General features: G+C 72.4%; 21 protein-coding genes. 15 read left to right on the forward strand and 6 right to left on the reverse strand.

Going from position 1 to position 24,816, the window contains the following annotated elements; translation table 11 throughout:
- Positions 1-176 precede the first annotated feature (176 nt).
- Positions 177-1,085, reverse strand: a complete 909-nt coding sequence (locus ADL05_RS15525) for an alpha/beta hydrolase (RefSeq protein WP_053617678.1) — start codon at positions 1,083-1,085, stop codon at positions 177-179.
- Between the two features lie 29 nt (positions 1,086-1,114).
- On the opposite strand from ADL05_RS15525, the gene ADL05_RS15530 reads away from it, so the two are divergent.
- The 4 genes from ADL05_RS15530 (at position 1,115) to mshC (ending at position 3,944) form a co-directional block, all read left to right on the forward strand.
- A complete protein-coding gene (locus tag ADL05_RS15530) occupies positions 1,115-1,717 on the forward strand; it encodes a TetR/AcrR family transcriptional regulator (protein WP_231640764.1) in 603 nt (200 codons plus the stop codon).
- A 178-nt stretch (positions 1,718-1,895) separates the two neighbouring features.
- Positions 1,896-2,300, forward strand: a complete 405-nt coding sequence (locus ADL05_RS15535; protein ID WP_053617679.1) for a hypothetical protein — start codon at positions 1,896-1,898, stop codon at positions 2,298-2,300.
- A 115-nt stretch (positions 2,301-2,415) separates the two neighbouring features.
- Positions 2,416-2,628 (forward strand): hypothetical protein, encoded by a 213-nt coding sequence (locus ADL05_RS15540; protein ID WP_053617706.1) that lies wholly within the window; start codon positions 2,416-2,418, stop codon positions 2,626-2,628.
- A 92-nt stretch (positions 2,629-2,720) separates the two neighbouring features.
- Positions 2,721-3,944: a cysteine--1-D-myo-inosityl 2-amino-2-deoxy-alpha-D-glucopyranoside ligase gene (mshC, locus tag ADL05_RS15545; RefSeq protein ID WP_082376436.1), complete on the forward strand. Its 1,224-nt coding sequence runs from the start codon at positions 2,721-2,723 to the stop codon at positions 3,942-3,944.
- 236 nt (positions 3,945-4,180) lie between these two features.
- On the opposite strand, the gene ADL05_RS15550 is transcribed toward mshC, so the two are convergent.
- Complete coding sequence (locus ADL05_RS15550) at positions 4,181-5,533, reverse strand: TrkA family potassium uptake protein (protein ID WP_053617681.1); 1,353 nt, start codon at positions 5,531-5,533, stop codon at positions 4,181-4,183.
- A gap of 403 nt (positions 5,534-5,936) precedes the next feature.
- On the opposite strand from ADL05_RS15550, the gene ADL05_RS15555 reads away from it, so the two are divergent.
- Entirely contained in the window at positions 5,937-6,878 is a 942-nt protein-coding gene (locus tag ADL05_RS15555; protein ID WP_053617682.1) for a C45 family autoproteolytic acyltransferase/hydolase, read from the forward strand.
- A gap of 287 nt (positions 6,879-7,165) precedes the next feature.
- On the opposite strand, the gene ADL05_RS15560 is transcribed toward ADL05_RS15555, so the two are convergent.
- Complete coding sequence (locus ADL05_RS15560; RefSeq protein ID WP_053617683.1) at positions 7,166-8,464, reverse strand: PHB depolymerase family esterase; 1,299 nt, start codon at positions 8,462-8,464, stop codon at positions 7,166-7,168.
- A gap of 226 nt (positions 8,465-8,690) precedes the next feature.
- Positions 8,691-9,209 (reverse strand): nitroreductase family deazaflavin-dependent oxidoreductase, encoded by a 519-nt coding sequence (locus ADL05_RS15565; RefSeq protein ID WP_053617684.1) that lies wholly within the window; start codon positions 9,207-9,209, stop codon positions 8,691-8,693.
- Positions 9,210-9,326: 117 nt separating this feature from the next.
- Here ADL05_RS15565 and ADL05_RS15570 point away from each other — a divergent pair, with 117 nt between their 5' ends.
- The 3 genes from ADL05_RS15570 to ADL05_RS15580 all read left to right on the forward strand — a co-directional run bounded on the left by ADL05_RS15570 (position 9,327) and on the right by ADL05_RS15580 (position 11,682).
- Positions 9,327-10,502 carry a hypothetical protein gene (locus tag ADL05_RS15570; protein ID WP_053617685.1) on the forward strand — a complete coding sequence of 392 codons (1,176 nt, stop codon included), beginning with the start codon at positions 9,327-9,329 and terminating at the stop codon, positions 10,500-10,502.
- A gap of 114 nt (positions 10,503-10,616) precedes the next feature.
- Positions 10,617-11,027, forward strand: coding sequence for an ABATE domain-containing protein (locus ADL05_RS15575; RefSeq protein ID WP_156365863.1), 411 nt, complete (start codon positions 10,617-10,619; stop codon positions 11,025-11,027).
- Between the two features lie 70 nt (positions 11,028-11,097).
- Positions 11,098-11,682, forward strand: coding sequence for an HhH-GPD-type base excision DNA repair protein (locus ADL05_RS15580; protein WP_053617687.1), 585 nt, complete (start codon positions 11,098-11,100; stop codon positions 11,680-11,682).
- Between the two features lie 114 nt (positions 11,683-11,796).
- On the opposite strand, the gene ADL05_RS15585 is transcribed toward ADL05_RS15580, so the two are convergent.
- A complete protein-coding gene (locus ADL05_RS15585; protein WP_053617688.1) occupies positions 11,797-12,636 on the reverse strand; it encodes a PAC2 family protein in 840 nt (279 codons plus the stop codon).
- Positions 12,637-12,918: 282 nt separating this feature from the next.
- Between ADL05_RS15585 and metH the strand changes: the two genes are divergently transcribed.
- Both metH and ADL05_RS15595 read left to right on the forward strand, forming a co-directional pair.
- Positions 12,919-16,392 carry a methionine synthase gene (gene metH, locus ADL05_RS15590; protein ID WP_082376438.1) on the forward strand — a complete coding sequence of 1,158 codons (3,474 nt, stop codon included), beginning with the start codon at positions 12,919-12,921 and terminating at the stop codon, positions 16,390-16,392.
- Between the two features lie 377 nt (positions 16,393-16,769).
- Positions 16,770-17,474: an HAD family phosphatase gene (locus ADL05_RS15595; protein ID WP_053617708.1), complete on the forward strand. Its 705-nt coding sequence runs from the start codon at positions 16,770-16,772 to the stop codon at positions 17,472-17,474.
- 151 nt (positions 17,475-17,625) lie between these two features.
- On the opposite strand, the gene gndA is transcribed toward ADL05_RS15595, so the two are convergent.
- The gene (gene gndA, locus ADL05_RS15600) at positions 17,626-19,065 is read right to left on the reverse strand and encodes an NADP-dependent phosphogluconate dehydrogenase (RefSeq protein ID WP_053617689.1); all 1,440 of its coding nucleotides are present in this window, start codon (positions 19,063-19,065) and stop codon (positions 17,626-17,628) included.
- A gap of 276 nt (positions 19,066-19,341) precedes the next feature.
- On the opposite strand from gndA, the gene ADL05_RS15605 reads away from it, so the two are divergent.
- From ADL05_RS15605 to ADL05_RS15625, 5 genes are all read left to right on the forward strand, one after another.
- Positions 19,342-19,848, forward strand: a complete 507-nt coding sequence (locus ADL05_RS15605; RefSeq protein WP_053617690.1) for a hypothetical protein — start codon at positions 19,342-19,344, stop codon at positions 19,846-19,848.
- Between the two features lie 668 nt (positions 19,849-20,516).
- Positions 20,517-21,578, forward strand: a complete 1,062-nt coding sequence (locus ADL05_RS15610) for an ABC transporter permease (RefSeq protein ID WP_053617691.1) — start codon at positions 20,517-20,519, stop codon at positions 21,576-21,578.
- A gap of 101 nt (positions 21,579-21,679) precedes the next feature.
- Positions 21,680-23,434, forward strand: a complete 1,755-nt coding sequence (locus tag ADL05_RS15615; RefSeq protein WP_053617692.1) for an ABC transporter substrate-binding protein — start codon at positions 21,680-21,682, stop codon at positions 23,432-23,434.
- Positions 23,435-23,525: 91 nt separating this feature from the next.
- Positions 23,526-24,539, forward strand: a complete 1,014-nt coding sequence (locus tag ADL05_RS15620) for an ABC transporter permease (RefSeq protein ID WP_053617693.1) — start codon at positions 23,526-23,528, stop codon at positions 24,537-24,539.
- Between the two features lie 96 nt (positions 24,540-24,635).
- Positions 24,636-24,816 (forward strand): ATP-binding cassette domain-containing protein (locus ADL05_RS15625; RefSeq protein WP_053617694.1); only part of this gene is annotated, 181 nt, incomplete at its 3' end.

A 24,816-nucleotide genomic window follows, 5' to 3' on the forward strand; every position in this document is an offset into this window, starting at 1 on the left:
CGGAGGACGGCGGCCCCGGCACCTCCCCAGCCTGGCGACGCGGCGCGGCCGCACGCCTCCTACCCCGGGCCCCAGCAGCACCGGGCGTCCCAGCTGCGGCCCGGCCACCACCCGCAGCGGCGCGGCCGGGGCCGTGCCCGCCGCCCCGGACCGCCACCCGCGGAGCGTGCGGCCGGTCACCGCGTCGGGGTGTCGGCGAGGAGGTCGACCAGCGTGCTCACCCCCGGCTCCTCGACCGGCAGGTGGCCGCAGCCCACCAACGGGACGTAGCGGGTGGGCGCCGCGATCCGGTCCAGGAACGCCCGGCTCACGGCGGGCGGCGTCCAGCGGTCCAGCGCCGGATGCGCCAGGACCACGGGGACGGACGCCGCCTGCTCCGGTTCCACCGCGGGCGCCGACTCCAGGTAGTCGCGCAGGAAGCCCAGGGGCACGCGCGTGCCCCCGCCGCGGGGATCGGCGGCCACGGCCCTGGTCAGCGCGGGGCGGTTGCTCATCGCCCGCATCTTCGCCGGCCACCGGATCGGGATCCGGATCCCCGCCAGCGGTCCGGCGAGCGCGCGCAGCAGCGCCACCGCCGCTCCGCCCGCCCACGGGAACCGGGACATGCACCGCAGGGCGGCGGGGTCGCGGGGGTCCAGCAGACAGGTCGCCACCACCCGGTCGGCCGCGCCCGTGCGCGTGACCGCGTCGAAGGCGAGCATCCCGCCGAGGCTGGCGCCCACGGCGCTCAGCGGGCCGTCGTGGTCCGCGCGCTCGGCCCGGAGCAGGTCGGCGGTCAGCCGCACCCAGTCCGCGTAGCGGACGGCGCCGGGGCGGCGCACCCGGGTGCGCCCGTAACCCGGCAGGTCGGGCACGACCACGTGCGCGCCCCGGGCGGCGACCGCCGCCGCGTAGGGCCACAGCAGCCCGGCGTGGCCGCCGGCCCCGTGCAGCAGGACGATCCGGTGCCGTGCCCGGGGGTCGCCGACCCGCTCGACGTGGACCTCGGCCCCCGGACGGCGCCACCAGGTGGAGACGCGGGCGGGCCGGGGGTTCGGGCGCAGCGACGCGGGCATGTGGGCCGTGTAGGGATCGTGATCGTCCATGGCCACGATCCTCGACGTCCCCGACGGTCGTGACAACTCGCGTTGGAGGAGCCATCGGCACCGCGCGCAGAACCCCGCGCCAGCTGCGGTCGCGCCTGACGGTCGCGACCCTCCTGGAGGCGGCTGCTCAGGTTTTCGAGCGCGAGGGCCTGGACGCGACCACCAACCGCATCGCCGAGCGCGCCGGATACTCGGTCGGCACGCTCTACCAGTACTTTCCGGACAAGCACGCGCTGCTCTACGCCCTGGCCGAGCGCCACCTGGACGACGCCGAGGACGCGCTGCGGCAGCTGTCCGACCGCCTGGAGCGGGAGCGGCCCGACTGGGAGGGCACGGTGCGGCTCATGGCCGCCGCGGTGGTCGACCTGCACCGCGACCGGCCCCGGCTGCACGCCCTGATGAGCGCCCACGCCCCGCGAGCGCCCGAGGGGGTGGCCCGGCTGGAGGCGCTGCGGACCGCCCTGGCCGCGGAGCTGGCCGGCCACCTCGTCCGCTGCGGGCACGGCGGGACCGACCCGTCGCGGACCGCGGCCCTGCTCGTGCACGCCGCCGACGCGCAGCTGCACGGGGTCCTGCTGGGAGCCGACGACGCCGAGGCGGAACTGGGCCGGTCGCTTCTCGCGTTGTCCTGAACGGACGGCCGGACAACCGTGACATCACGGATGGGAACGGTCCGTGGGTCGGCCTCGGAAACGGGTAGGAATCCGTGTCCGAAACCGCGTCATATGCGGCGTGGGGGAGCGTATCCATGAGGGGCCGTGCCGAAGGCGGTCCCGAACGTGATCCCGACCCGACTCGGAAGGACCCCCGATGAACGCCATTCCGGCCACCGACCAGCCGTACACCCTGACCGCCCGCCCCTTCGCGGACCCCGCCGCCCTCGTCGGACGCTGGGTGCGCCTGCGCCAGGAGAGAGCCGAGTACGTCGGTGTCCTGGTCCACGCGGCCCCCACCGCGCGTGCGGGGGAGTGGGAGTGGACGCTGCGGACCCCCTTCGAGGAGGTCGGCGGTACCGGTCGGCCGTCCGTCGAACCCGTCCCGGGCGCGGGCCAGGCGGCCCCCGCCCCCGCCCGCCGTGCCCGCGCCCAGCTGCGCGCGGTCCGCGCCGACCTGGTCGAGTTCGCCCCCGCCGGCGACACCGGCCTGTCCCGCGCCCGGGACCTCGCCGCGGCCGACCTGGACCAGCTGGAATGGGAGCTGGCGGCGCGGCCGTGACGCGTCCGACATGGTGACACTGTCAACCCCCTGTGTGACCGGGGCGTCTCCTGAGGGACGGCGCGAACGCCGTCGGACGCGCGTGCGCGGCACGCGCTCAGAAGCAGGGGTGGCCATGAGGGAATCGGACGGCGGAACGGGATCCGGCTGGGCGACGGGTCTGATGGAGACGGGAGCCTACTGGCTCCTGTACGTGGTCTCGGTCAGCGGAGCGCTGCTGCACTGGCGGCTGGGCAACGTCGTCCTGGCCGCCGGATGCACGGCCGCGGCCGTCTTCGGCGCCTTCCTCATCGGCCGCACCCACGAGGACTCCACCGCCCACCGCTGAGCTATTCCCGGAGCGTGTGGGGTCATCATCACCCGGCCCGCGCACCGTCCCGGGGGCGTTTGCCGACCGGGTGTCCGGATAGTCTTCCCGGTATGCGTTCATGGTCTGCGCCTGACATCGTCTCCCTGCCGGGTACCGGCGGCCCCCTCCGGATCCACGACACGGCCGCCGGTCGGATACGGGAGACGGATCCGGGCCCGCGCGCGGGCATGTACGCGTGCGGCATCACGCCCTACGACGCCGCCCACCTGGGGCACGCGTTCACCTACCTGACCTTCGACCTGGTCAACCGGGTGTGGCGGGACGCCGGGCACCACGTGAACTACGTGCAGAACACCACCGACATCGACGACCCGCTGCTGGAGCGGGCCGAGGCGATCGGCGTGGACTGGCGGGATCTGGCCCACCGCGAGATCGACGTGTTCCGCGACGACATGGCCGCCCTGCGGATCATCCCCCCGACCTCCTACGTCGGGGTGGTCGAGTCGGTCGACCTCATCAGCGACCTGGCCGCCCGGATCCGCGACACCGGCGCCGCCTACGACCTCGACGGCGACGTGTACTTCTCCGTGGCCGAGGCGGACGGGTTCGGCGAGATCAGCGGCATGGACCGCGCGGAGATGCTGGAGCTGTTCGGCCAACGCGGCGGAGACCCCGACCGCACCGGCAAGAAGGACCCGCTGGACTGGCTGCTGTGGCGCGCCGAGCGCCCGGGCGAGCCCGCCTGGGAGAGCCCGCTGGGCCGCGGCCGCCCCGGCTGGCACATCGAGTGCAGCGCCATCGCCCTGGACCGGCTCGGCCCGAACTTCGACCTCAACGGCGGCGGCAGCGACCTCGTCTTCCCGCACCACGAGATGGGCGCGGCCGAGACCCGCAGCACCACGGGCGGCCCCAACGCCCACCACCACCTGCACGTGGGCATGGTGGGGCTCAACGGCGAGAAGATGTCCAAGTCCCTGGGCAACCTCGTGTTCGTGTCCAAGCTGCGCGAGCAGGGCGTGGAGCCGGCCGTCATCCGCCTGGCCATGCTGGCCCACCACTACCGCTCGCCGTGGGAGTGGACCGACGCCGAGCTGCCCATCGCCTGCGCGCGCTTCAAGCGCTGGCGCTCCGCCGTGGCCCTGGGCTCGGGACCGGACGCCGGCCCCCTGCTCACGACGGTCCGCGCGGCGCTGGCCGAGGACCTGGACTCCCCGGCCGCCCTGGACGCGGTCGACGCGTGGGCGGTGGCCGCCCTGACCGAGGGCGGGACCGACACCGGCGCGCCCGCCCTGGCCCGCGCCACCATCGACACCCTCCTGGGCGTGGAACTCTAGTCTCCGATCAGGCGGCGCCCACCCGACGACGAGACGACCCTGCTCGCGCGTGACCGCGCTCGCCGGTTCGTCTCGTCGTTTCTCTGGGGGACGACCGCCGGACCTCCGGTGCGGGGCTTCGCCCCGCGGGTTCGAGTGACGTCCCGTCAGGTCCACCCGCCCCCCGACGACGCGCGGGCGCCGTCGTCGGCGGGCGGGAACGCCTTGCACCCGGGCACGACCACCGGGCGGGGGCCTCAGGCGGGGACCGCGGTCTCCACGTGCGCGCAGCCCTCGCGCGCGGCCAGCGGCCAGGGCGCGAAGCGGCCGTCGGGCAGGCGTACGGACACGTCGTGGCCGTGCGCGATGACGCCGGTGGCCGGGACGCCCCGGAGCCGGGCCAGCACGTAGGCGGCGGACAGACTCGTCACGTCGCGGATCGTGCCCAGCGGCAGCAGCGAGCGGGTCTCGGCGATCGCCTCGTGTTCGCCCGCGCGCAGGACGATCCTGGTGTCCCGTGAGACGCCCTGGGCGGCGATGGCCACGGTGATGTTGTCGAGGTCGTCGGAGCCGACGGCGGCCAGTGCGCGGGCGCGGCGCAGGTGCAGTCGTTCGAGCACGGCGCGGTCGCCGCCGTGCCCGGTCACCACCGGGATGCCCAGGGACCGGGCCAGCCGCACGTTCGGCGCGTGCGGGTCGCGTTCGACGCCGACGACCGGGATGCCCAGGCCGCGCAGCTCGCAGCACAGCCGCAGCCCCACCTGTCCGATGCCGACGACGATCACGTGTCCGAACCGGGGGACGGTCCGGGGCCCGATCAGTCCGACCAGCCGGGGGCCGAGCATGCGCTCGACCAGGCCCGCGGTGAACATGGCGGTGAAGACGATCGTGCCGAGCATCAGCAGGCTGGACACCAGCTGGTAGGCGGTGGAGTGCACGTCGGTCGCCGGGCCGACGGTCGAGACCACGCGGGCGGCGTCGAAGAGCGCTTCGGCGGGGGGATGGCCGAGGCCGAGCAGCCACACCCAGTCGGCCAGCAGCGAGGCCAGTATCCCGGTCAGCCCGCCGAGCATGAGGCGGGTGCCCGCGTCGTGCGAGCGCAGCTGACTCGCCAGGCGGCTCCACCAGGCCCGCCAGCCCGCGCGCCGACGTGTCCAGTCCTCGGCGCGGGGCCTGCCCGTCCCGTCGAGCCGGACCGCTCGACCGCGTCCGGCCCGGCCGTGGAGCGCGGCGACGCCGGCGTCCGCGCAGGGCCCGGCCAGGGCGGGGGAGGCCAGATCGGCCGGTGAGGTGACATGGCACTGCGGCAGGAGCCGGAGCAGCTCGTCGGCGACGGTGCGGTCGAAGACGGTCACGACGATCGGGACGTCGGCGCACATGTGCGCGATCGCCAGCGCGTAGCGCAGGGCGGCGGCGTCGTCGTGCAGCAGCACCGCCACGGCGTCGTGGGGTGCGGCCATCGCCTCGCGCAGTTCCTCGTCCCCTGGCCGGGCGAGGTGCTGGACGGCGTAGGCCTCCTGGCGCAGCGACGCGCACACCCGGCGCGCCAGGTTGGTGTCGCCGACGATGGCGAAGGATCGGTGCTGGAGGGGGTCGGGCACGTGACTCATGGGTCGGTTCCCTGGTCGGACGGCCTCGTTGCCGCCGACCGGTGTCGGGGTGATCGGATGATCCCGGGCATGGCGCACCGCGGAGCGCGGCGGCGTCGGTCCTGGCTCCGGTCCGGGGCGGGATGCGTGGTCGTCTCTCCCGGGAGCGGTGCGACCTTCCCCTGGGGGCGCGCACGGCGCGCCGTGACCGGCAGGGGGAGGCGACGGCTCCGGGCCCGTGATTCGGGACGAAGCCGTCATCTGGGGTCAGAGTGTAGAGGCCGGCGCCGCCGGTGACCTGCCCGGGGTCCGCTCGGCGGATGCGGGGCGCGCCGAAGGCGCCTCTCCAGGGTCTGGCGCGCCGCTCCGGAACAGGGTTGGATCGTCCGGAGACACGGCGGTGCGGGCGAGGGAGCGGGCGGTCATGGGCCACAGCAAGACGTTCAGGGCGATCGAGGTCGGCGACGGCGGTGACGGCCGCTGGGCCGACTACGCGCGTTCCCGGTGGCCGGAGCTGTCCTGGTGGCTGGACCCGGAGCGGCGGACGCCGGAACACGCGGCCCGGGGCCGCGAACTGTTCGCGGAGCACATGCCGGAGCTGGTCGGTGTCCGCGAGCGGCTCGCGGCCCAGCTGGACCGGCCGGACGGCGACTCCTTCCTCACCTTCGCGAACATGCGGACGTCCTTCGCCGGCTGCACCCAGACCGGCGGCGCGGGCCGGCTTCTGCGCAACTACGACTTCGCGCCCGAGCGCTGTGAGGGAACGATCACGCACTCCCGCTTCCTGCGCCCGGTGATCGGAACGCAGGAGGCGGGTTGGGGCCTGCTCGACGGGATGAACGACGCCGGACTGGCGGTCTCGCTCACGTTCGGCGGGCGGTTCGTCCACGGTCCCGGGTTCGCCGTCCCCCTCGTCCTGCGCTACCTGCTGGAGACCTGCGCGACCGTGGCCGAGGCGCTCGGCCGGTTGCGGACGATCCCGGTCAGCACCGCCCAGAACCTCACTCTGGCCGATTCCCACCGCGCTGTCACCGTGTACACGGGGCCGGACATCGCACTGACCGAAGCGCCGGACGCCTGCGCGGCCAACCATCAGATGGCGCCGGTGCCCGAGGGGCAGGAGCGGTTCTCCCGAACCCGTGAGCGGCTGGAGCGCGTGCGCGCCGCGGGCGCGGACGTGGCGGCGATGCTGCGGCCGCCGCTGTACATGATCGCCTACGACGAGGGTCTGGGCACGCTGTACACCGCGGACTACCGACCGGCGGAGGGCCGGGTGACCTACTACTGGCCGGGGGAGCGCTGGGAGCAGTCCTTCGGCGGGTTCGCGACGGGATCGCGCACGGTGGCGCTGGGCGCCGTCGGCTGAGCCCGCGCGGTCTCCGCCCTCGGAGGAACGGGCGCGCGACGCGCCCCCTCCTCCGGGCGTCGGGGGACGGGATGGCTCGCTCACCCGGGAGGACGCGCTGGTCGTCCCGTCCGGCGGTGCCGCCGCCACCGTGGACCGAGCACTCGGAGGCGGGGACGCGGTGAACGGCGGCTCGCGGAACCCTGGTCCGGCTCCCCGGCCTGGCTCTCCCCGGGCCGGCCCTCCCTGGTCCGGGACCGGGATCCGGGGGCGCGGCCCCGCCGGAGCGGAGCCGCGCCGGGCCGGAGTCAGCCCGTGGTGCACTCCGTTCCGTTGAGGGTGAAGCCGGTCGGCGCACCGGCGTCGCCGGTGTGCGAGGCCTGGTAGCCGATGCCCACCTCGGCGCCCGGGGCGATGGTGGCGTTGTGCGCGACGTGGGTGGCCACGACCGTCCCGCTGCTCGGGCTGTAGGTGGCGTTCCAGCCGGAGCCGATGCTCTGCCCCCCGGGGAGGGTGAACTCCAGGGACCAGTCCTCGACGGGCGCGTCGCCGGTGTTGGTGATGGTCAGCGCGGCGGTGAGGCCGGTGTTCCACCCGTTGGCAGAGGCAGTGACCCGGCACTCGCCCTCGACCGGGTCCGGGTCGGGTCCGGGCCCCGGGCCGGTGTCCTGGTCCAGGCCGAAGAAGGTGATCACGTGGGCGGCCATGCCGGAGGTGATCACGTTGTGTCCGACGCCCTCCACGCTGATCGCCTCCACCGGCGCCTGGTCACCGGTCGAGCCGTAGCGGGTCCGCTCCCAGTGGGGCTGGGGCCGGTCGGTGGCGGCGGGGTCCGTGCCGAGGCCGTGGACGTTCGTCCACTGCTCGATCTCCTCGGCGAAGTTCGCGTAGTGCAGCACGTCGTCCTCGCTGCCGTGCCACAGCTGCATGCGCGGACGCGGGCCCTCGTAGCCGGGGTAGGAGTCCCGGACCAGGTCGCCCCACTCCTGCGGGGTGCGGTCGATCCGCCCGTTGGAGCACTCGTTGTTCCACCCCGAGCCGTCGGTGGTGGCGAAGCAGCCGAACGGCACCCCGGCGAACGCCGATCCGGCCGCGAACACGTCGGGGTAGTTGGCCAGCATCACGTTGGTCATCATGGCGCCGGAGGAGACGCCGGTGACGAAGACGCGCTCGCTGTCGGCGTCGTGGGTGCGGACGGTGTAGTCGACCATCGAGCGGATGCCCACCGGGTCGCTGCCGCCGTCGCGCCGCAGGGCCTCCGGGGAGGAGACGTCGAAGCACTGGCTGCTGCGGGTGACGGACGGGTAGACGACGATGAAGCCGTACTGGTCGGCCAGCGCGGCGTACTCGGTGTTGGCGTGGAAGACGGGCCCGGTACCGGTGCACCAGTGCTGCGCGACGAGGACCGGTGGATCCTCGGCGACGCTGTCCGGGACGTAGAGGAACATGCGCAGGTCGCTGGGGTTGGAGCCGAAGTCGTCGATCTCGGTCAGCGTGGCGGCCGAGGCCGACGGGGCGGCGCACAGCAGGGCCGCCAACAGGGGCAGGACGGTGGCGGCGAGGATGCCGCTCACCCTGGCCAGGGGGTTCTTGCGTTCGTTGGTCACGTGCCTGGACCTTTCCCGGCTGCGGGGGTGGGGATCGTCCGGGCGCCGCGCCGGCGGAGCCGGTGTGCCACCGGGCGGCCCCAGCGCGCCCGGCGGTGGGAGCCGCCGTATGGGAGCGCTCCCGAAAACTATCCGGGCCCTCGCGCTCTCCGTCAACCCCCGCAGTGACGGGCCGTTCACGCCCGGGGGCGGACCTCGCGGACCGAGCCCCGGTGGGGGCGGGTGCCTACCGGTCCGAGAGGTCCGGGAAGTCCGACCGCGGGGGGTCGGTCGGCGCGAGCCGGACGATCGGGACGCCCTCGGGGTCGGCGCCCACCCGCGCGAAGGACTCCGGCGAGCCGTCCACCTCGAAGCCCAGCCCGCCCAGGAGTGCCCGCGCGGCCGCGGGATGGTGCTGGGCGTAGTGCGCCAGCGCCCTCCCCGCCTCCTCGGGCGGGAGCGGCGTGGCCCGGCCCCGGTGGCGGCGCGCGCCCACCTGGAACATCACCCGCGGCTCGGCCAGGATGTTGCGGTACCACTGCGACCGGCGCCCGTACCCCGAGGCCACCAGGACCGTGCCGGTGGCCTCGTTGGAGCCGATCACCTCCAGGACGGCCTGGCGGGCCGTGCCGGTCGTGCGCCCCTTGTGCGTCAGCAGGACGAAGCGGCGTCCCATCAGCGGTCCCAGCCCCAGCCGGTAGATCCAGATCGGCGCCCGGAACAGGGCCTTGCGCATCGGTGTGGTCGGCGGCCGGGAGATCGACATCGGCGGGACCTTCCTGTGACGGGGCAGGGGCGGAGGAGACGACAGTACTCGTCCGGCGCGCCGGGCCGACGGTAGGCACGCCCATGGAACGACGGTGCCCGCTGGCAGGATGCGCGTATGCAGACAGGACTGGACGTACTCCACACCACCGACTGGGACCGGACCTTCCACGCCTACGGTGTGTCCGGGGACGCGCCCGGGCGACTGTCCGGGCTCCTCGCCGACGACCCGGACACACTCACGCGGAGCCTGGACTACCTGTACAGCGCCATGCTCCACCAGGGCACGCTCTACCCGGCGACCGTGCCGACCGTCCTGTTCGTCGCCGGGCTGCTGGAGCGCCCCGACACGGGCCGGCCGCACCCGGAGGCCGGGGCCGGCCGCGAACCGCTGCGCGCCGCGCTGCTGGGCTTCCTCCGGGACACGGCCGAGAGCGCCGCCATCCCGGGCACCGACGCAGAACTCGCCGAGCGCGCCCGGCTGTCGCCGTCCGAACGCGACCGCGTCCTCGGGGCGATCCGAGCCGATGACGAGCAGGTGTGGGAGGAGCCAGCCCTGGAGGCGCTGACGTGGCAGGCCGTGGTGGACCTGCGCGCCGCCGCGCCCGTCCTGCGCGACGCCGTCCAGCCCCTGCTCACCTGCCCGGACGCCCTGCTGCGCTCGCGCGCGGTGGAGGCCGCCGCGGCCGTCGCCGCCCTGGGCGGGCTGGACCTGGACCTGTCCGGGGCCGCCGACATGGCCGAGACCCGCGACGAGGCGGCCGTCATCGTCCTGGCGAAGGGGGAGGCGGGCGGCGACACCTCCGAGTTCCTCACCCACGCCGACCCGGCCATCCGCGCCTGCGCCGCGCTCGCCCCCGCCCTGAGCGGCGACCCCCGGGCGACCCGTGTCCTCGTCGAGGCTCTGGAGGACCCGCGCGAGGCGGACCAGTGGTTCGGGAACCGGCCCGCGGCCTTCGGCGGCCACGTCAGGTTCACCCTGGTGCGGACCCTCGCCGAGCGGGCGGGCCCCGAGGACGCCGCCCGCCTGCTGCCCGTCCACCGCCGGATGGCCGCGCTGTCGTCGGCCTACACGGCCGAGGCCGACTGCGGGCCGCTGCTGGACCTGGCCTTCTCCCGCGCACCCGGGAACGGCGCCCCGCACGAGCCGACCGCGGTCCAGAAGGCCTACCTGCGGGCGCTGCTGGACAACGACGACATCTGGGCCGGCACGGTCGCCAACTTCTCCGTCCGGCTCAAGGCCCTGGGGCTGCCGATGGACCGCGAGGGCGTCCAGGAGCTCGTGGACGCCTGACACCGCGAGGAAGCGGAGCCGTTCCGGCCCTTCGCGTGCACTCGGTGGCCACAGGTGGCCACCGAGTACCGTGTTCTCCTGTATCGGCGGCCGAACCGTGGTGTCATGGCCTGCATGACGACCCCCACGCGGCCCGGCCGGGCCGCCGAACTCATCAAGGACTTCGTCTCCGCGGAGGGGCACCTCGCCGACCGCGCCGACCTGGCCCGCTTCCTGCGCAAGTACCGTCTGGTCACCGAGGGGGCCATTCCCATCACCCTGGCCGACCTCGACGAGGCGGTCGCGCTGCGCGACGGCATCCGCGCGGTCCTGGACGGAGGGTCGGACACCGACCCCGAGGCGGTCGCGCGCGGGCAGAAGGTGCTGGACGGGCTGCGGGTGACGGTGCGCATGGAGCCCGACCCGGACGGCGCGGTGCCGCTGGCCCCGGCGGTGGTGGACGAGGTGCGGCGCGGCCTGGCCCGCGTCGCCGGCGCGTGGGCGGCGGTCCTGGCCACGGAGGAGTGGCGCGACCTGCGCGACTGAGGCCCCGGGGACCGGTGTCCCCGGCTCGTCGCGGGCGGGTACGGGCGGCGGCGGTGGCAGGATCGTGGGCATGAACGACACGCTGCACATCACCGGTGACGCCGAGGCCGACGCCCTGCTGTCGAGGGAGCCGCTGGCGCTCATGATCGGCATGCTCCTGGACCAGCAGGTCGCCATGGAGGTGGCCTTCGCCGGGCCGAGGAAGATCGCCGACCGGCTCGGCTCCCTGGACGCCGCCGACCTCGCCGGGCGCGACCCCGAGGAACTCGCCGAGGTCTTCGGGCGCACCCCGGCGGTGCACCGCTTCCCCTCCTCGATGGCCAAGCGGGTGCAGGCGCTGTGCGCGGCCCTGGTCAGCGACTACGACGGGCACGCGGAGCGGGTCTGGACCTCCGGCGACCCCGACGGGCGGGAACTGCTCCGCCGCCTCAAGGCCCTGCCCGGATTCGGCGACCAGAAGGCGCGCGTCTTCCTCGCCCTGCTCGGCAAGCAGCGGGGCGTGCGGCCCGAGGGCTGGCGCGAGGCCGCCGGGCCCTACGGCGAGGAGGGCTCGCGGCGCTCGGTCGCCGACATCGTCGACGAGCAGTCCCTCACCGAGGTCCGCGAGACCAAGCGGGCCGCCAAGGCCGCGAAGGCCGCCGAGAAGAAGGGCTGACGCCGAGACCGGACCACGGCCCCGCGCGGGCCCGGAACCGGTTCCACGCACACGAAACGGGCCCCGGAGGCCGTTCGCACGGTCTCCGGGGCCCGGTGGTTCGGTGGGCGCGCGTCAACTCTCGTCGCGGCGGCGCAGGTACCGCTCGAAGTCCCGCGCGATCGCGTCGCCGGAGGCCTCGGGCAGCTCGGCCGTGTCCTTGGCCTCCTCCAGGCCGCGCACGTAGGCGGCGATGTCCTCGTCCTCCGCCGTGAGCTCGTTGACGTTGGCCTCCCACGTGACGGCGTCCTCGGGCAGCTCGCCCAGCGGCACGCGCACGTCCAGGTAGTCCTCGACCCACGCCAGCAGCGCCAGGGTCGCCTTCGGGCACGGCGGCTGCGCGACGTAGTGCGGAATCGCCGCCCACAGCGAGACCGTCTCCACGTCCACCGACGCGAAGGTCTCGTGGGCCACGCCCACGATCCCGGTCGGTCCGGAGTACGTGGTCGCCTCCAGGCCGTACCGCTCGCCCAGTTCGACGGGCGAGGCCATCCCGGTGATCGGGATCGGCCGGGTGTGCGGGGCGTCGGCCAGCAGCGAGCCCAGCATGAGCACCCGCCGCACGCCCAGCTCGCGGGCGATCGCCAGCAGGTCGGCCGTGTAGGACCGCCACCGCATGTTCGGCTCCGGACCGGTGACGAGAACGACGTCGCGTTCGGCACCCGGGGGAGTGGCGACTCTCACTGTCGTGGTCGGCCACTCGACCGCGGAGGCCAGGCCCTCCACGACCGTCAGCCTCGGCCGGGTCACCTGGAAGTCGTAGTAGTCGTCCGGAGTCAGTTCGCACAGGTCATAGGTGTCCCACTGCTCCGCCAGGTGCTCGATGGCCAGACTGGCCGCCTCACCCGCGTCGTTCCAGCCCTCGAACGCCGCCACCATGACAGGCTCGACGAGCTCGCGTGCGAGCTTGATCATCGGTGGCCCCTTCCTGCCGCGGACGCACTCCACCCTATGGGGTGGCGCGCCGCCCGGGAAACCGTGGGACCCGGCAGCCCCCCGAGCCCGGAACCTGACAAATTTTGGGACGGTTGTCTCAACTGGCGATACTGGCCATGAGGTAGCCTCGCCAGCAGTGAACGCCCAGGACACAGCTGTCCCCGGACGTCCCGACCCGCCCGCACCGGGGGTCGATCCAGCGCCGCACCCGCCGGGAACAGACTGGGTTCCCGCGGTGCCCCGAGACTAGAGTTGTGCACTATGAGCGCTCGCCTGAACTTCCGTGAAGCACTGTCCCAGCGTGTCATCGTCGCGGACGGCGCCATGGGCACCATGCTCCAGGCACACGACCTCGACCTCGACCAGTTCCAGGGGCACGAGGGCTGCAACGACATCCTCAACGTCACGCGGCCCGACATCGTGCGCGACACCCACGCCGCCTTCCTGGCCGTGGGGTCGGACTGTGTCGAGACCAACACCTTCTCCGCGAACTTCGGCGGCCTGTCCGAGTACGGCATCGAGGACCGCACCTACGAGATCGCCGAGGCCGGCGCCCGCGTGGCCCGTGAGGCCGCCGACGCCTACTCCACCAGGGACCAGCCGCGCTACGTGCTGGGCTCGATGGGTCCCGGCACCAAGCTGCCGACCCTGGGGCACGCCCCCTACGCGCACCTGCGCGACTACTACGAGCAGTGCGCCCGCGGCCTCATCGACGGCGGCGCCGACTCCATCCTCATCGAGACCTGCCAGGACCTGCTCCAGGTCAAGGCGGCCGTCGTCGGCGCCGACCGCGCCCGCCGCGCCCTGGGCCGGGACGTGCCGATCATCGCCCAGGTCACCATCGAGACCACCGGCACCATGCTGATGGGCTCGGAGATCGGCGCCGCGCTGACCTCCCTGGAGCCGCTCGGCATCGACGTCATCGGCCTCAACTGCGCCACCGGTCCCACCGAGATGAGCGAGCACCTGCGCTACCTCTCGCACCACGCGACCGTGCCCATCTCCTGCATGCCCAACGCCGGCCTGCCGCAGCTGGGCGCCAACGGCGCCGTCTACCCGCTCACGCCCGCCGAGCTGGCCGACGCCCACGACACCTTCACCACCGAGTTCGGCCTCAGCATGGTCGGCGGCTGCTGCGGCACCACCCCCGAGCACCTGCGCCAGGTGGTCGAGCGCGTCCAGGGCCGCGGGATCAGGCAGCGCAAGCCCCTGGTGGAGGCCTCGGCGTCCTCGCTCTACCAGAGCGTCCCCTTCCGCCAGGACTCCAGCTACCTCGCGGTCGGCGAGCGCACCAACGCCAACGGCTCCAAGAAGTTCCGCAACGCGATGCTCGCCGAGGACTGGGACGCCTGCGTGGAGATCGCCCGCGACCAGATCCGCGACGGCGCCCACCTGCTCGACCTCAACATCGACTACGTGGGCCGCGACGGCGTGCGCGACATGCGCGAACTCGCCTTCCGCTTCGCCACCTCCTCCACCCTGCCGATCATGCTCGACTCCACCGAGCCCGCCGTCCTGGAGGCGGGCCTGGAGTCGCTGGGCGGGCGCGCGGTCATCAACTCCGTCAACTACGAGGACGGCGACGGCCCCGACTCCCGCTTCCAGCGCATCATGCGCCTGGTCAAGGAGCATGGCGCCGCCGTGGTCGGCCTGTGCATCGACGAGGAGGGCCAGGCCCGCGACGCCGAGTGGAAGGTGCGGGTGGCCACCCGCCTCATCGACGAGATCACCGGCGAGTGGGGCCTGCGCACCAGCGACATCATCATCGACTGCCTCACCTTCCCCATCACCACGGGGCAGGAGGAGACCCGCCGCGACGGCATCGAGACGCTGGAGGCCATCCGCGAGCTCAAGCGCCGCTACCCGGACGTGCAGACCACCCTGGGCCTGTCCAACCTGTCCTTCGGCGTCAACCCCGCCGCCCGCATCGTGCTGAACTCGGTGTTCCTGCACGAGGCGGTCGAGGCGGGCCTGGACTCGGCGATCGTGCACGCCTCCAAGATCGTGCCGATCAACCAGATCCCCGAGGAGCAGCGCCAGGTCGCCCTGGACCTGGTCTACGACCGGCGCACGGACGACTACGACCCCCTCTCGCGCTTCATCGACATGTTCACGGGCGTGGACGCCAAGGCCATGCGCGCCTCGCGCGCCGAGGAGCTGGCCGCGCTGCCGCTCTGGGAGCGCCTGGAGCGGCGGATCATCGACGGCGAGATGGCCGGCATGGAGGCCGACCTCGACGAGGCGCTGTCGCAGAAGCCCGCGCTGGCCATCGTCAACGAGACCCTGCTCGCGGGCATGAAGACCGTCGGTGAGCTGTTCGGCTCCGGCCAGATGCAGCTGCCGTTCGTCCTCAAGTCCGCCGAGGTCATGAAGGGTGCGGTGGCCTACCTCGAACCGCACATGGAGAAGACCGACGACGACGGCAAGGGCCGGATCGTCCTGGCGACCGTCAAGGGCGACGTCCACGACATCGGCAAGAACCTCGTCGACATCATCCTGTCGAACAACGGCTACGACGTCGTCAACATCGGGATCAAGCAGCCGGTCTCGGCGATCCTGGAGGCGGCCGAGGCCGAGCGCGCCGACGTCATCGGCATGTCCGGCCTGCTGGTCAAGTCCACCGTGATCATGCGGGAGAACCTGGAGGAGATGAACTCCCGGGGCATCTCCGAGCGCTTCCCCGTGCTGCTGGGCGGCGCCGCCCTGACCCGCTCCTACGTGGAGCAGGACCTGGCGGAGATGTTCCAGGGCCACGTCCGCTACGCCAAGGACGCCTTCGAGGGCCTGCGCCTGATGGACACCTTCATGGCCGTCAAGCGCGGCGAGGAGGGCGCCGAGCTGCCCGCGCTGCGCCAGCGCCGGGTGCGCAAGGGCGCCACCCTGAAGGTGACCGAGCCCGAGGACATGCCCGCCCGCAGCGACGTGGCCACCGACAACCGGGTGCCCGTCCCGCCGTTCTTCGGCGACCGGATCAGCAAGGGCATCCCGCTGGCCGACTACGCGGCCTTCCTCGACGAGCGGGCCACCTTCATGGGCCAGTGGGGGCTCAAGGCGTCCCGCGGCGGGAACGGCCCCACCTACGAGGAGCTGGTGGCGACCGAGGGGCGGCCCCGCATGCGGATGTGGCTCGACCGCATCCAGACCGACGGCCTGCTGGAGGCCGCGGTCGTGCACGGGCACTACCCCTGCTACAGCGAGGGCGACGACCTCGTCGTGCTGGACGAGGAGGGCGCCACCGAGCGCACGCGCTTCACGTTCCCGCGCCAGCGCCGCGACCGCCACCTGTGCCTGGCCGACTTCTTCCGGCCCAAGGAGTCCGGTGAGCTGGACGTGGTGTCCTTCCAGGTGGTGACCGTGGGAGCGGCGATCAGCCGCGCCACCGCGGAGCTGTTCGAGAAGAACGCCTACCGCGACTACCTGGAGCTGCACGGACTGTCGGTGCAGCTCACCGAGGCCCTGGCCGAGTACTGGCACACACGGGTGCGCGCCGAGCTGGGCTTCGCCGGGGAGGACCCGGCCGAGCTGGACGCCTTCTTCAAGCTCGGCTACCGGGGCGCCCGCTTCTCCCTGGGCTACGGGGCCTGCCCCAACCTGGAGGACCGGGCCAAGATCATGCGGCTGCTGGAGCCCGAGCGCGTCGGCGTGACGCTGTCGGAGGAGTTCCAGCTGGTCCCGGAGCAGGCCACCGACGCGATCGTCATCCACCACCCCGAGGCGACCTACTTCAACGTCTGACCTCGTGTGATCCGCCTCCCACGCGGCGGGCGGGGGTCGACGCGGCCGGCTCCGCCCCCCACGATGAGGGTGGAGCCGGAGCCGGGCCGCGTGGCGCCCAGAGTTCGCCGACCGGTCGCCGCACCGACGGTCGCGCTTCACTGGCCGTGTGCCGCCGGACCAGGACGATGGGGAAGGAACCGGAACCGGAGGCTTTCCGCCGAGGGCGGAGGCCCCCACCCCCCGCGAAGCGCCCCACGGGCGTCGTCGGGAGACGGGTGGACGACAGGAACACAGGAATGCCTGAGCGCCCCGAGGGCGACCGGGGGAGTCCCGACACTGGAGGGGAGTGCGTGGTGCCACCCGTGGCCGACCGGCCCGCGGGCACCGCCGTGCGCATGAGCGAACCGATCACGCTGAACAGAGACGCGTCCGCGGCCGAGACCGGGAGGCGCCTCCAGGCGGTCCTGCTGGACATGGACGGCACGCTCATCGAGAGCGAGCACCTGTGGGGGGAGTCCGAGTCGGAGCTGGTCGCCGAGCTGGGCGGGGTGTGGACCGAGGAGGACCACGCCCGCAACGTCGGCAACGCGGCCGAGCCCGTGGCCCGGTACATCATCGACCTGACCGGCGCCGACCTCGCCCCGCGCCAGGTCGCCCGGAAGCTGTACGCGAAGTTCCGGAGCAAGCTGGAGGGCGGGGCCCGGCTGCGACCGGGCGCCAAGGAGCTGGTCCGGACGGTCTCCGAGGCGGGCATCCCCGTCGCCCTGGTCACCTCCACCGAGCGCGAGCTGGTCGAGGCCGCCATCGGGGGGATCGGACTGGAGAGCTTCGACGACTCCGTGGCCGGTGACGAGGTCGCCGCCAACAAGCCCGACCCCGACCCCTACCTGCGGGCCGCCCGCCGCCTGGGCGTGGACGCCCGCCGGTGCGTGGCCTTCGAGGACTCCGTGGTCGGCGTGACCGCCGCGGCCGACGCCGGCTGCGTGACCGTCGCCGTGCCCGACCACGTCGTGATCCCCCCGCGCGAGGGCGTGGTCTTCCGCGACAGCCTGGTGGGCGTGGACGTGGAGTGGCTGGAGTCCCTGGTGGCCGACCGCTGAGGACCCGGCGCGCGACCGGATCGCGCGCGCACGCGTGACCACGCGTGACAGCGGGCCGAGCACGAACCGGTTGGACTTCTTCGTCATCGGATCGCGCGCATACGTGACACCGGGGGCGGGACCGCGCGCGGCCCCGCCCCCGGTGCGTGCCTCAGGCCTCGACCTCGGAGCGGTCACCGCCCCAGAGGGTGTGGAACGAGCCCTCCCGGTCGGTGCGCCGGTAGGTGTGGGCGCCGAAGAAGTCCCGCTGGCCCTGGACGAGCGCGGCGGGCAGGCGCTCGGCGCGCAGCGAGTCGTAGTAGGCCAGCGCGGCGGCGAAGCCCGGAGCGGGCACGCCCTGGCGGGTGGCCGCCACCATGACCTCGCGCCAGTCGTCCTGGGCCTCGGCGACCTCACGGGCGAACGTGGCGTCCGAGAGCAGGCTCGGCAGGTCGGGGCGGGTGTCGTAGGCGGCGCGGATGCGGTCCAGGAACGCGGCCCGGATGATGCAGCCGCCGCGCCACAGGGCGGCGACCGCGCCCGGGTCGATGCCCCAGCCGTACTCCTCGCCGCCCGCGGTTATCTCGTGGAAGCCCTGGGTGTAGGACATGATCTTGGAGGCGTAGAGCGCCTGCTCGACGCGGTCGGCGAAGGCGGCGGCCTCCTCCTCCGACAGCGCCTTGGGAACGGGCCCCTCCAGCGACCGCGACGCCTCGCGCAGCGGCACGTGCCCCGACAGGGAGCGGGCGAAGACCGCCTCGGCGATACCGGAGACCGGGACGCCCAGGTCGAGCGCGGTCTGCACCGTCCAGCGGCCGGTGCCCTTCTGCTCGGCGGCGTCGGCGACCACGTCCACGAACGGCTGCCCGGTGCGCTCGTCCACGTGCGCGAGCACCTCGGCGGTGATCTCGATCAGGTAGGAGTCCAGCCGGCCGGTGTTCCAGGTGCGGAAGATGTCGGAGATCCGGCCCGGGGTGTAGCCCGCCACGTCGCGCAGCAGCTGGTAGGCCTCGCCGATCAGCTGCATGTCGGCGTACTCGATGCCGTTGTGCACCATCTTGACGAAGTGGCCCGCGCCGTCGGGGCCCACGTGGGACACGCACGGGGTGCCGTCCTCGGCCTTGGCCGCGATCCGCTCCAGGATGGGGCCGAGCACGGCGTAGGACTCCGCCGAGCCGCCCGGCATGATGCTGGGCCCGTGCAGGGCGCCCTCCTCGCCGCCGGAGATGCCGGTGCCGACGAAGTGCAGGCCCTGTTCGCGCAGCCGGCGCTCCCGGCGGCGGGTGTCGGCGAAGTGCGCGTTGCCGCCGTCGATGATCATGTCGCCGGACTCCAGCAGGGGCGCGAACTCGTCGATGACGGCGTCGGTGGGCTCCCCGGCCTTGACCATGACCACCAGTCGCCGCGGGCGCTCCAGCGCGGCGACGAAGTCCTCGGCCGTGCGGGCCGCGACGAAGTCGCCCTCCTCGCCGAACTCCGCGACCAGGGCGTCGGTCCGGGCCGCGGTGCGGTTGTGGACCGCGACGGTGAAGCCGTTCCGGGCCAGGTTGCGGGCGAGGTTGCGACCCATGACCGCGAGGCCGGTGACACCGATCTGCGCTTGCGTGCTCATCTGCGTGACTCCTGAGTGGCTGTAGGGGGACCCTGCCGATCACACTAGGGCGGAGGCCGCCGCTGTGGTCCGCTGGAGGGCCGCGCGTCGCCGTCCACGCGTGTCCGGTACCTCACAGCCGTCGGGCGGAGCCCTGTGAGGGCGCGTGGGCCGCGGGTAGCGTGGGGACGAGGGGGAGACCGGGCGAGGGCTCCGGGAGCGAGGCGCCGGGCCAGGGGGCTCGCCCTAAGGGATCGTCCTGATGTGCGGAGCGGCGCCGGATGGGAGACTGGTGCCATGCCTGACGACCTCACAGCAACCGCCGGCCTTTCCCTGGGAGCCGCCCTCACCATCGTGGGGCTGCTCATCACCTTCTTCGTCTGGCGCCGCAAGGGCGCCGCCTCGGGTCTGCGCGGTGTGGCGTGGTCCCTGCTTCCGCTGGCCGCGGGCCTGCTCGGGCTGATGAACGCCATCTGGCAGTTCGTCCTCAGTCTCGTGGGCATCGTGGCCGGGCTGGTGTTCAACCCGCTGGTCTGGGCGGGTGCGGCCATGGTGGGGGTCTCGGTGGTCCTCTACGTGGTCTCGGGATTCATGCGCGTGCGCGGTGTGGGCACCGCCCCGCGCGGGGCGGCCGAGAACGGCGAGGGGGGCGCGAAGGCCGCAGGCGGAGCGAAGTCCGCCGGACCGGCCGCGGCACCCGCGGGACAGGTCGGCTCGAAGGAGCCGCCGAAGCAGTCCGGCGGCGACGACCTCTCCGACCTGGGCGACATCGAGGACCTGCTACGCAAGAGGGGTATCGAGTAGGTGTGTCTCCGGCGCCCTCGCACGCTCGGGCGTGTGCTCGGGGCAGGGCGGGCGGCCCACCCCGCACTCCGGCGCCCGGAGAAGGCTGATATGTCACTCTGAGTGACGGTGATGGTACCTCCGATGGACCCGGCTACGGCCGGGTCTTCTTTGTGTGGAGGGCCGGTAACGAACGCCCTCCACGGCCATAGCACCTGCCATAGCATCCGGCTTTCGTGGACAAGTCGTCATGTCACCGGACGTATGGTGACGGACGCGACCTTCGGTACATCCGACCAGGTCAGCTCGGTCGTGGGATGAATGCGAAGTATGGCCTACTTGGTGGATTATGAGTTTTTTGCCATACTTTGTCACGATTTAGCTACATGGCCGGAAATTGGACGATAGGTGTCCAATCCGCGAGTAGGTTGGTCGCTGTGTAACAGCCCGGGCGTTCAGGCGGCGGGATGTGCCCAACACCTCAGGGTGAGTCCGGGCACACCGCTCAGCCGGAACCGGCGGCGGCGGACCACCTTCCCGCCCCCGCCGACCTGACGCCTATGCCAGCCAGCGCCGAGACCCGGCAGGCTCCCACCGTGAGTCCCCTCAAGGGGCACGCCCTCCAGGGCTCATGCGCGGGTTCCCGCCCTCCTCTCGGCCGAAGCGTATGAGTGGAGAGTGGTGGCCTGATGAGCGCGCCCTCGCATGCCCCCGAATCGGCGGATCCGCCCGCGAGCGACGTCGAGGACTCCGGCGCGAAGCCCGCGAGCGGGCACGGCGACTCGGACAACCGGTCACTGCGCCAGATCGCCTGGCAGCGGCTCAAGCGCGACAAGGTCGCCATGGTCTCCGGCGTGGTCGTGGCCCTGCTCATCCTGGCCGCGGCGCTCGCGCCGCTGCTGGTCAAGTGGTTCGGCTACCCGCCCACCGAGTACCACCAGGACCTCATCGACGCGGGGACCCGGCTGCCCTACAAGGACCCGGAGAACCCCACCGACCCGGTCACCGGCTTCCCGGTCACCGACCCGTGGGGCGGCATCAGCGCCGACCACTGGCTGGGCGTCGAGCCCACCACCGGGCGCGACCTCTTCAGCCGCCTGCTCTACGGAGCGCAGATCTCCCTGCTGGTCGCCTTCCTGTCCACGCTGCTGTGCGTGGCCATCGGCACCGTCATGGGCATCATCGCCGGATACAAGGGCGGCTGGGTCGACACCGTCATCAGCAGGGCCATGGACATCTTCCTGGCCTTCCCGCTCATGCTGTTCGCCATCGCGCTCGTGGGCGTCATCCCCGACGGCATGCTGGGCCTCACCGGCAACGGGCTGCGCGTCGGCGTCATCGTCTTCATCATCGGGTTCTTCAACTGGCCCTACATCGCCCGCATCGTCCGCGGACAGACGCTCTCCCTGCGCGAGCGCGAGTTCGTCGAGGCGGCCCGCAGCCTGGGCGCCAGCAACCGGCACATCCTGGTCAAGGAGATCCTGCCGAACCTGGTCACGCCGATCATCGTGTACTCCACGCTGCTCATCCCCACCAACATCCTGTTCGAGGCGGCGCTGAGCTTCCTCGGTGTGGGCATCAACCCGCCCACTCCGAGCTGGGGAAAGATGCTGTCCGAGGCGATCCCGTTCTACCAGAACGGCCCGTACTTCATCGTCTTCCCCGGCCTCGCCATCTTCATCACCGTGCTGGCCTTCAACCTCTTCGGTGACGGCCTCCGCGACGCCTTCGACCCCAAGACCTCGGACTGACCCACGTCGGCACGGGGCGGGGCGCTCGCCCATCCCCGAACGGACGCGGATCAACTCGCGGGTCCACTCATCCCCATCAGGTTCGGTAGAGAGGTACTCCCTTGAGGAAACGCACCCTCGGCTTCGTCGCGCTCGGCGCGGCCGCATCCATCTTCCTGGCCGCCTGCGGCGGCGGTGACAGCGCCGACGGCGGCGGCAGCGCCGACGGCGCCGGCTTCAACCTCGCCGAGACGGAGATCGTCAACGCCTCGGACGCCACCGGCGGCACCCTGCGCTACGCGATGGCGCAGGACTGGGACTCCGTCGACCCCGGCAACACCTACTACGGGTTCAGCTGGAACTTCTCGCGCTACTACGCGCGCACCCTGCTCAGCTACAACAACGAGCCGGGCGAGAACGCCACCGACCTGGTCCCGGACACGGCCGCGGGCATGCCCGAGCCCAACGAGAACTTCACCGAGTGGACCGTGCAGATCCAGGAGGGCCTCAAGTACGAGGACGGCTCCGAGATCACGGCCGAGGACATCAAGTACGGCATCATCCGCGGTGACTTCAACGGCGGCACGCTGGCCAACGGCCCGAGCTACTTCGCCCAGAAGCTCGACGCGGACCCGGAGTTCAACGTCTTCGAGTCCTCGGACCCGCTCGGCGAGTTCGACGCCATCGAGACCCCGGACGACCACACCCTGGTCTTCAAGCTCAAGGAGAGCTTCTCGGAGTTCCCCAACATCCTGATCATGCCGCAGACGGCCCCCGTGCCGGTCGACGCGGACCGCGGTGAGCTCTACCAGCAGAAGGTCGTCTCCTCGGGCCCCTACAAGTTCGACGGCGAGTACGAGCCGGGCGTGGGCCTCAAGCTCGAGCGCAACGAGCACTGGGACCCCGAGACCGACACGCTCCGTTCCGCGCTGCCCGACAACATCGAGGTCACGCTCGGACTCAGCCAGGACGAGGTCGACGAGCGCCTGATCAACGGCGACATCGACGTCGACCTGGGCGGCACCGGTGTGGGCCCGGCCATGCACAGCCGCCTGGCCGGCGACGAGTCCGCGCGTCCCAACATGGACAACCTGTACTCGGGCGCGCTGCGCTACGTGAACATCCACACGCCGGTGATCGACAACGTCGCCTGCCGCCAGGCGATCATGTACGCGGCCGACCGCGACAGCATGCACCGCGCCTGGGGCGGCGAGCTGGGCGGCGACATCGCCACCAACCTGCTGCCGCCGGCCCTGCCCGGCTCGGACCCGGAGAGCGACCTGTACCCCTCCGAGGACAACAAGGGCGACCTGGAGTCCGCGGAGGCCAAGCTGGAGGAGTGCGGCGAGGAGGACGGCTTCGAGACCGTCATCGCCGCCCGCGAGGGTCGCGAGAAGGACGTGCAGACCGCCGAGGCGCTGCAGGAGTCCCTGAGCCGCGTCGGCATCGAGGCCACCATCGAGCTCTACCCGGCCGGTGACTTCTACGGGCAGTACGCCGGTTCCCGTGACTTCGTCCGTGAGAACAACATCGGTCTGAGCGTCTCCGGCTGGATCCCCGACTGGGCCACCGGCTACGGCTTCGCCCAGCCGATCACCGACGGCGCCGCCATCGTCGAGACCGGCAACTACAACATGGCCGAGATCGACGACCCGGAGATCAACGAGCTCTGGGCCGAGTCCATGCGGACCGAGGACCCGGACGAGCGCGCCTCGATCTACAACCAGATCGACACGCTGGTGATGGAGCAGGCCGCCATCCTGCCCGTGGTCTTCGACCGCCAGATGTACTACCGCTCCACCGAGCTGACCAACGTCTACTTCCAGCCCGGCTACGCCATGTACGACTACATGGCCCTGGGTGTCGACCGCGGTTAGTCCCACCGGCCACGTTCCGAACTAGTACGACAAGGCAGGTGAAGGCGGCGGGGGATCCACGGCCCCGTGGACACCCCCGCCGCCGACCGCGATGCTGACCTACATTCTTCGCCGCCTGGGCGCGGGCGTGCTGCTGCTCGCCATCGTGACGATGGTGACCTTCTGGATCTTCTTCGTCCTGCCCAAGTGGGCCGGTCTGACCCCTCATGGCATGGCCGCCATGTACGTGGGCAAGGCCCCCACCCCGGCCGCGCTCGATGCCACGGTGGAACGGCTCGGCCTGGACCAGCCGATCGCCGTCCAGTTCTACAACTTCGTCAAGGACCTGCTCTTCGGCGCCGAGTTCACCTTCGGTCGCGAGACCATCGAGTGCGCGGCACCGTGCCTGGGCTACTCCTTCACCACGAACACCCCGGTCCTGGAGCAGATCGTCAGCCGGCTCCCGGTCACGATGTCCCTGGCCGCCGGCGCGGCGGTCATGTGGGTCGTCGGCGGCGTCGCGGTCGGGGTCCTGTCGGCCGTCAAGAAGGGCAGCGTCTTCGACCGGATCGCCATGTCCCTGGCGCTGGTCGGCGTGTCCCTGCCGATCTACTTCACCGGTCTGCTGTCCCTGGCCTTCCTGGTGCACAGCACCAACCTCTTCCCGGTCCCGCGCTACGTGCCCCTCAGCGAGGACCCCATCAGCTGGTTCCAGGTCATGTTCCTGCCCTGGGTGACCCTGGCCTTCCTGCACGCCGCGCAGTACGCCCGGCAGACCCGCGCGGGAATGCTGGAGACACTGGGCGAGGACTACATCCGTACCGCCCGGGCCAAGGGCCTGAGCGAGCGCCGGGTCATCCTCAAGCACGCGCTGCGCCCGACGCTCACGCCGATCGTGACGATCTTCGGCCTGGACATCGGCCTGGTCCTGGGCGGTGCCATCCTGACCGAGACCACGTTCTCGCTCAACGGCATCGGCAAGTTCGCGATCGACGCCATCGTGTCCAAGGACCTTCCCGTCATCATCGGCGTCACCCTGATGGGCGCGTTCTTCATCGTGCTCTGCAACCTGGTCGTCGACCTCCTCTACCCGATCGTCGACCCGCGGGTGCGGATCGCGGGCTAGCCGCGACAGCGGCCGGCCCCACCGCCCCAGCCCACTCGTCGCCCATCACGACCCTCAACGGACGCCTCCGGCGCAGCACTATCAAAGGAATCTGACATGGCCTCGACCGAGCCCGTCGTCCGGGTGGACGACCTGCGGGTGACGTTCCCGACCATGGACGGCGACGTCCACGCGGTGAACGGGTTGTCCTTCGAGGTGCCGGCGGGCGGCGCCCTCGGCATCGTGGGCGAGTCGGGCTCGGGCAAGAGCGTGACCTCGCTGGCCTTGATGGGTCTGC

The organism is Nocardiopsis sp. NRRL B-16309 (genome assembly GCF_001279585.1).
Classification (GTDB): Bacteria; Actinomycetota; Actinomycetes; order Streptosporangiales; family Streptosporangiaceae; genus Nocardiopsis.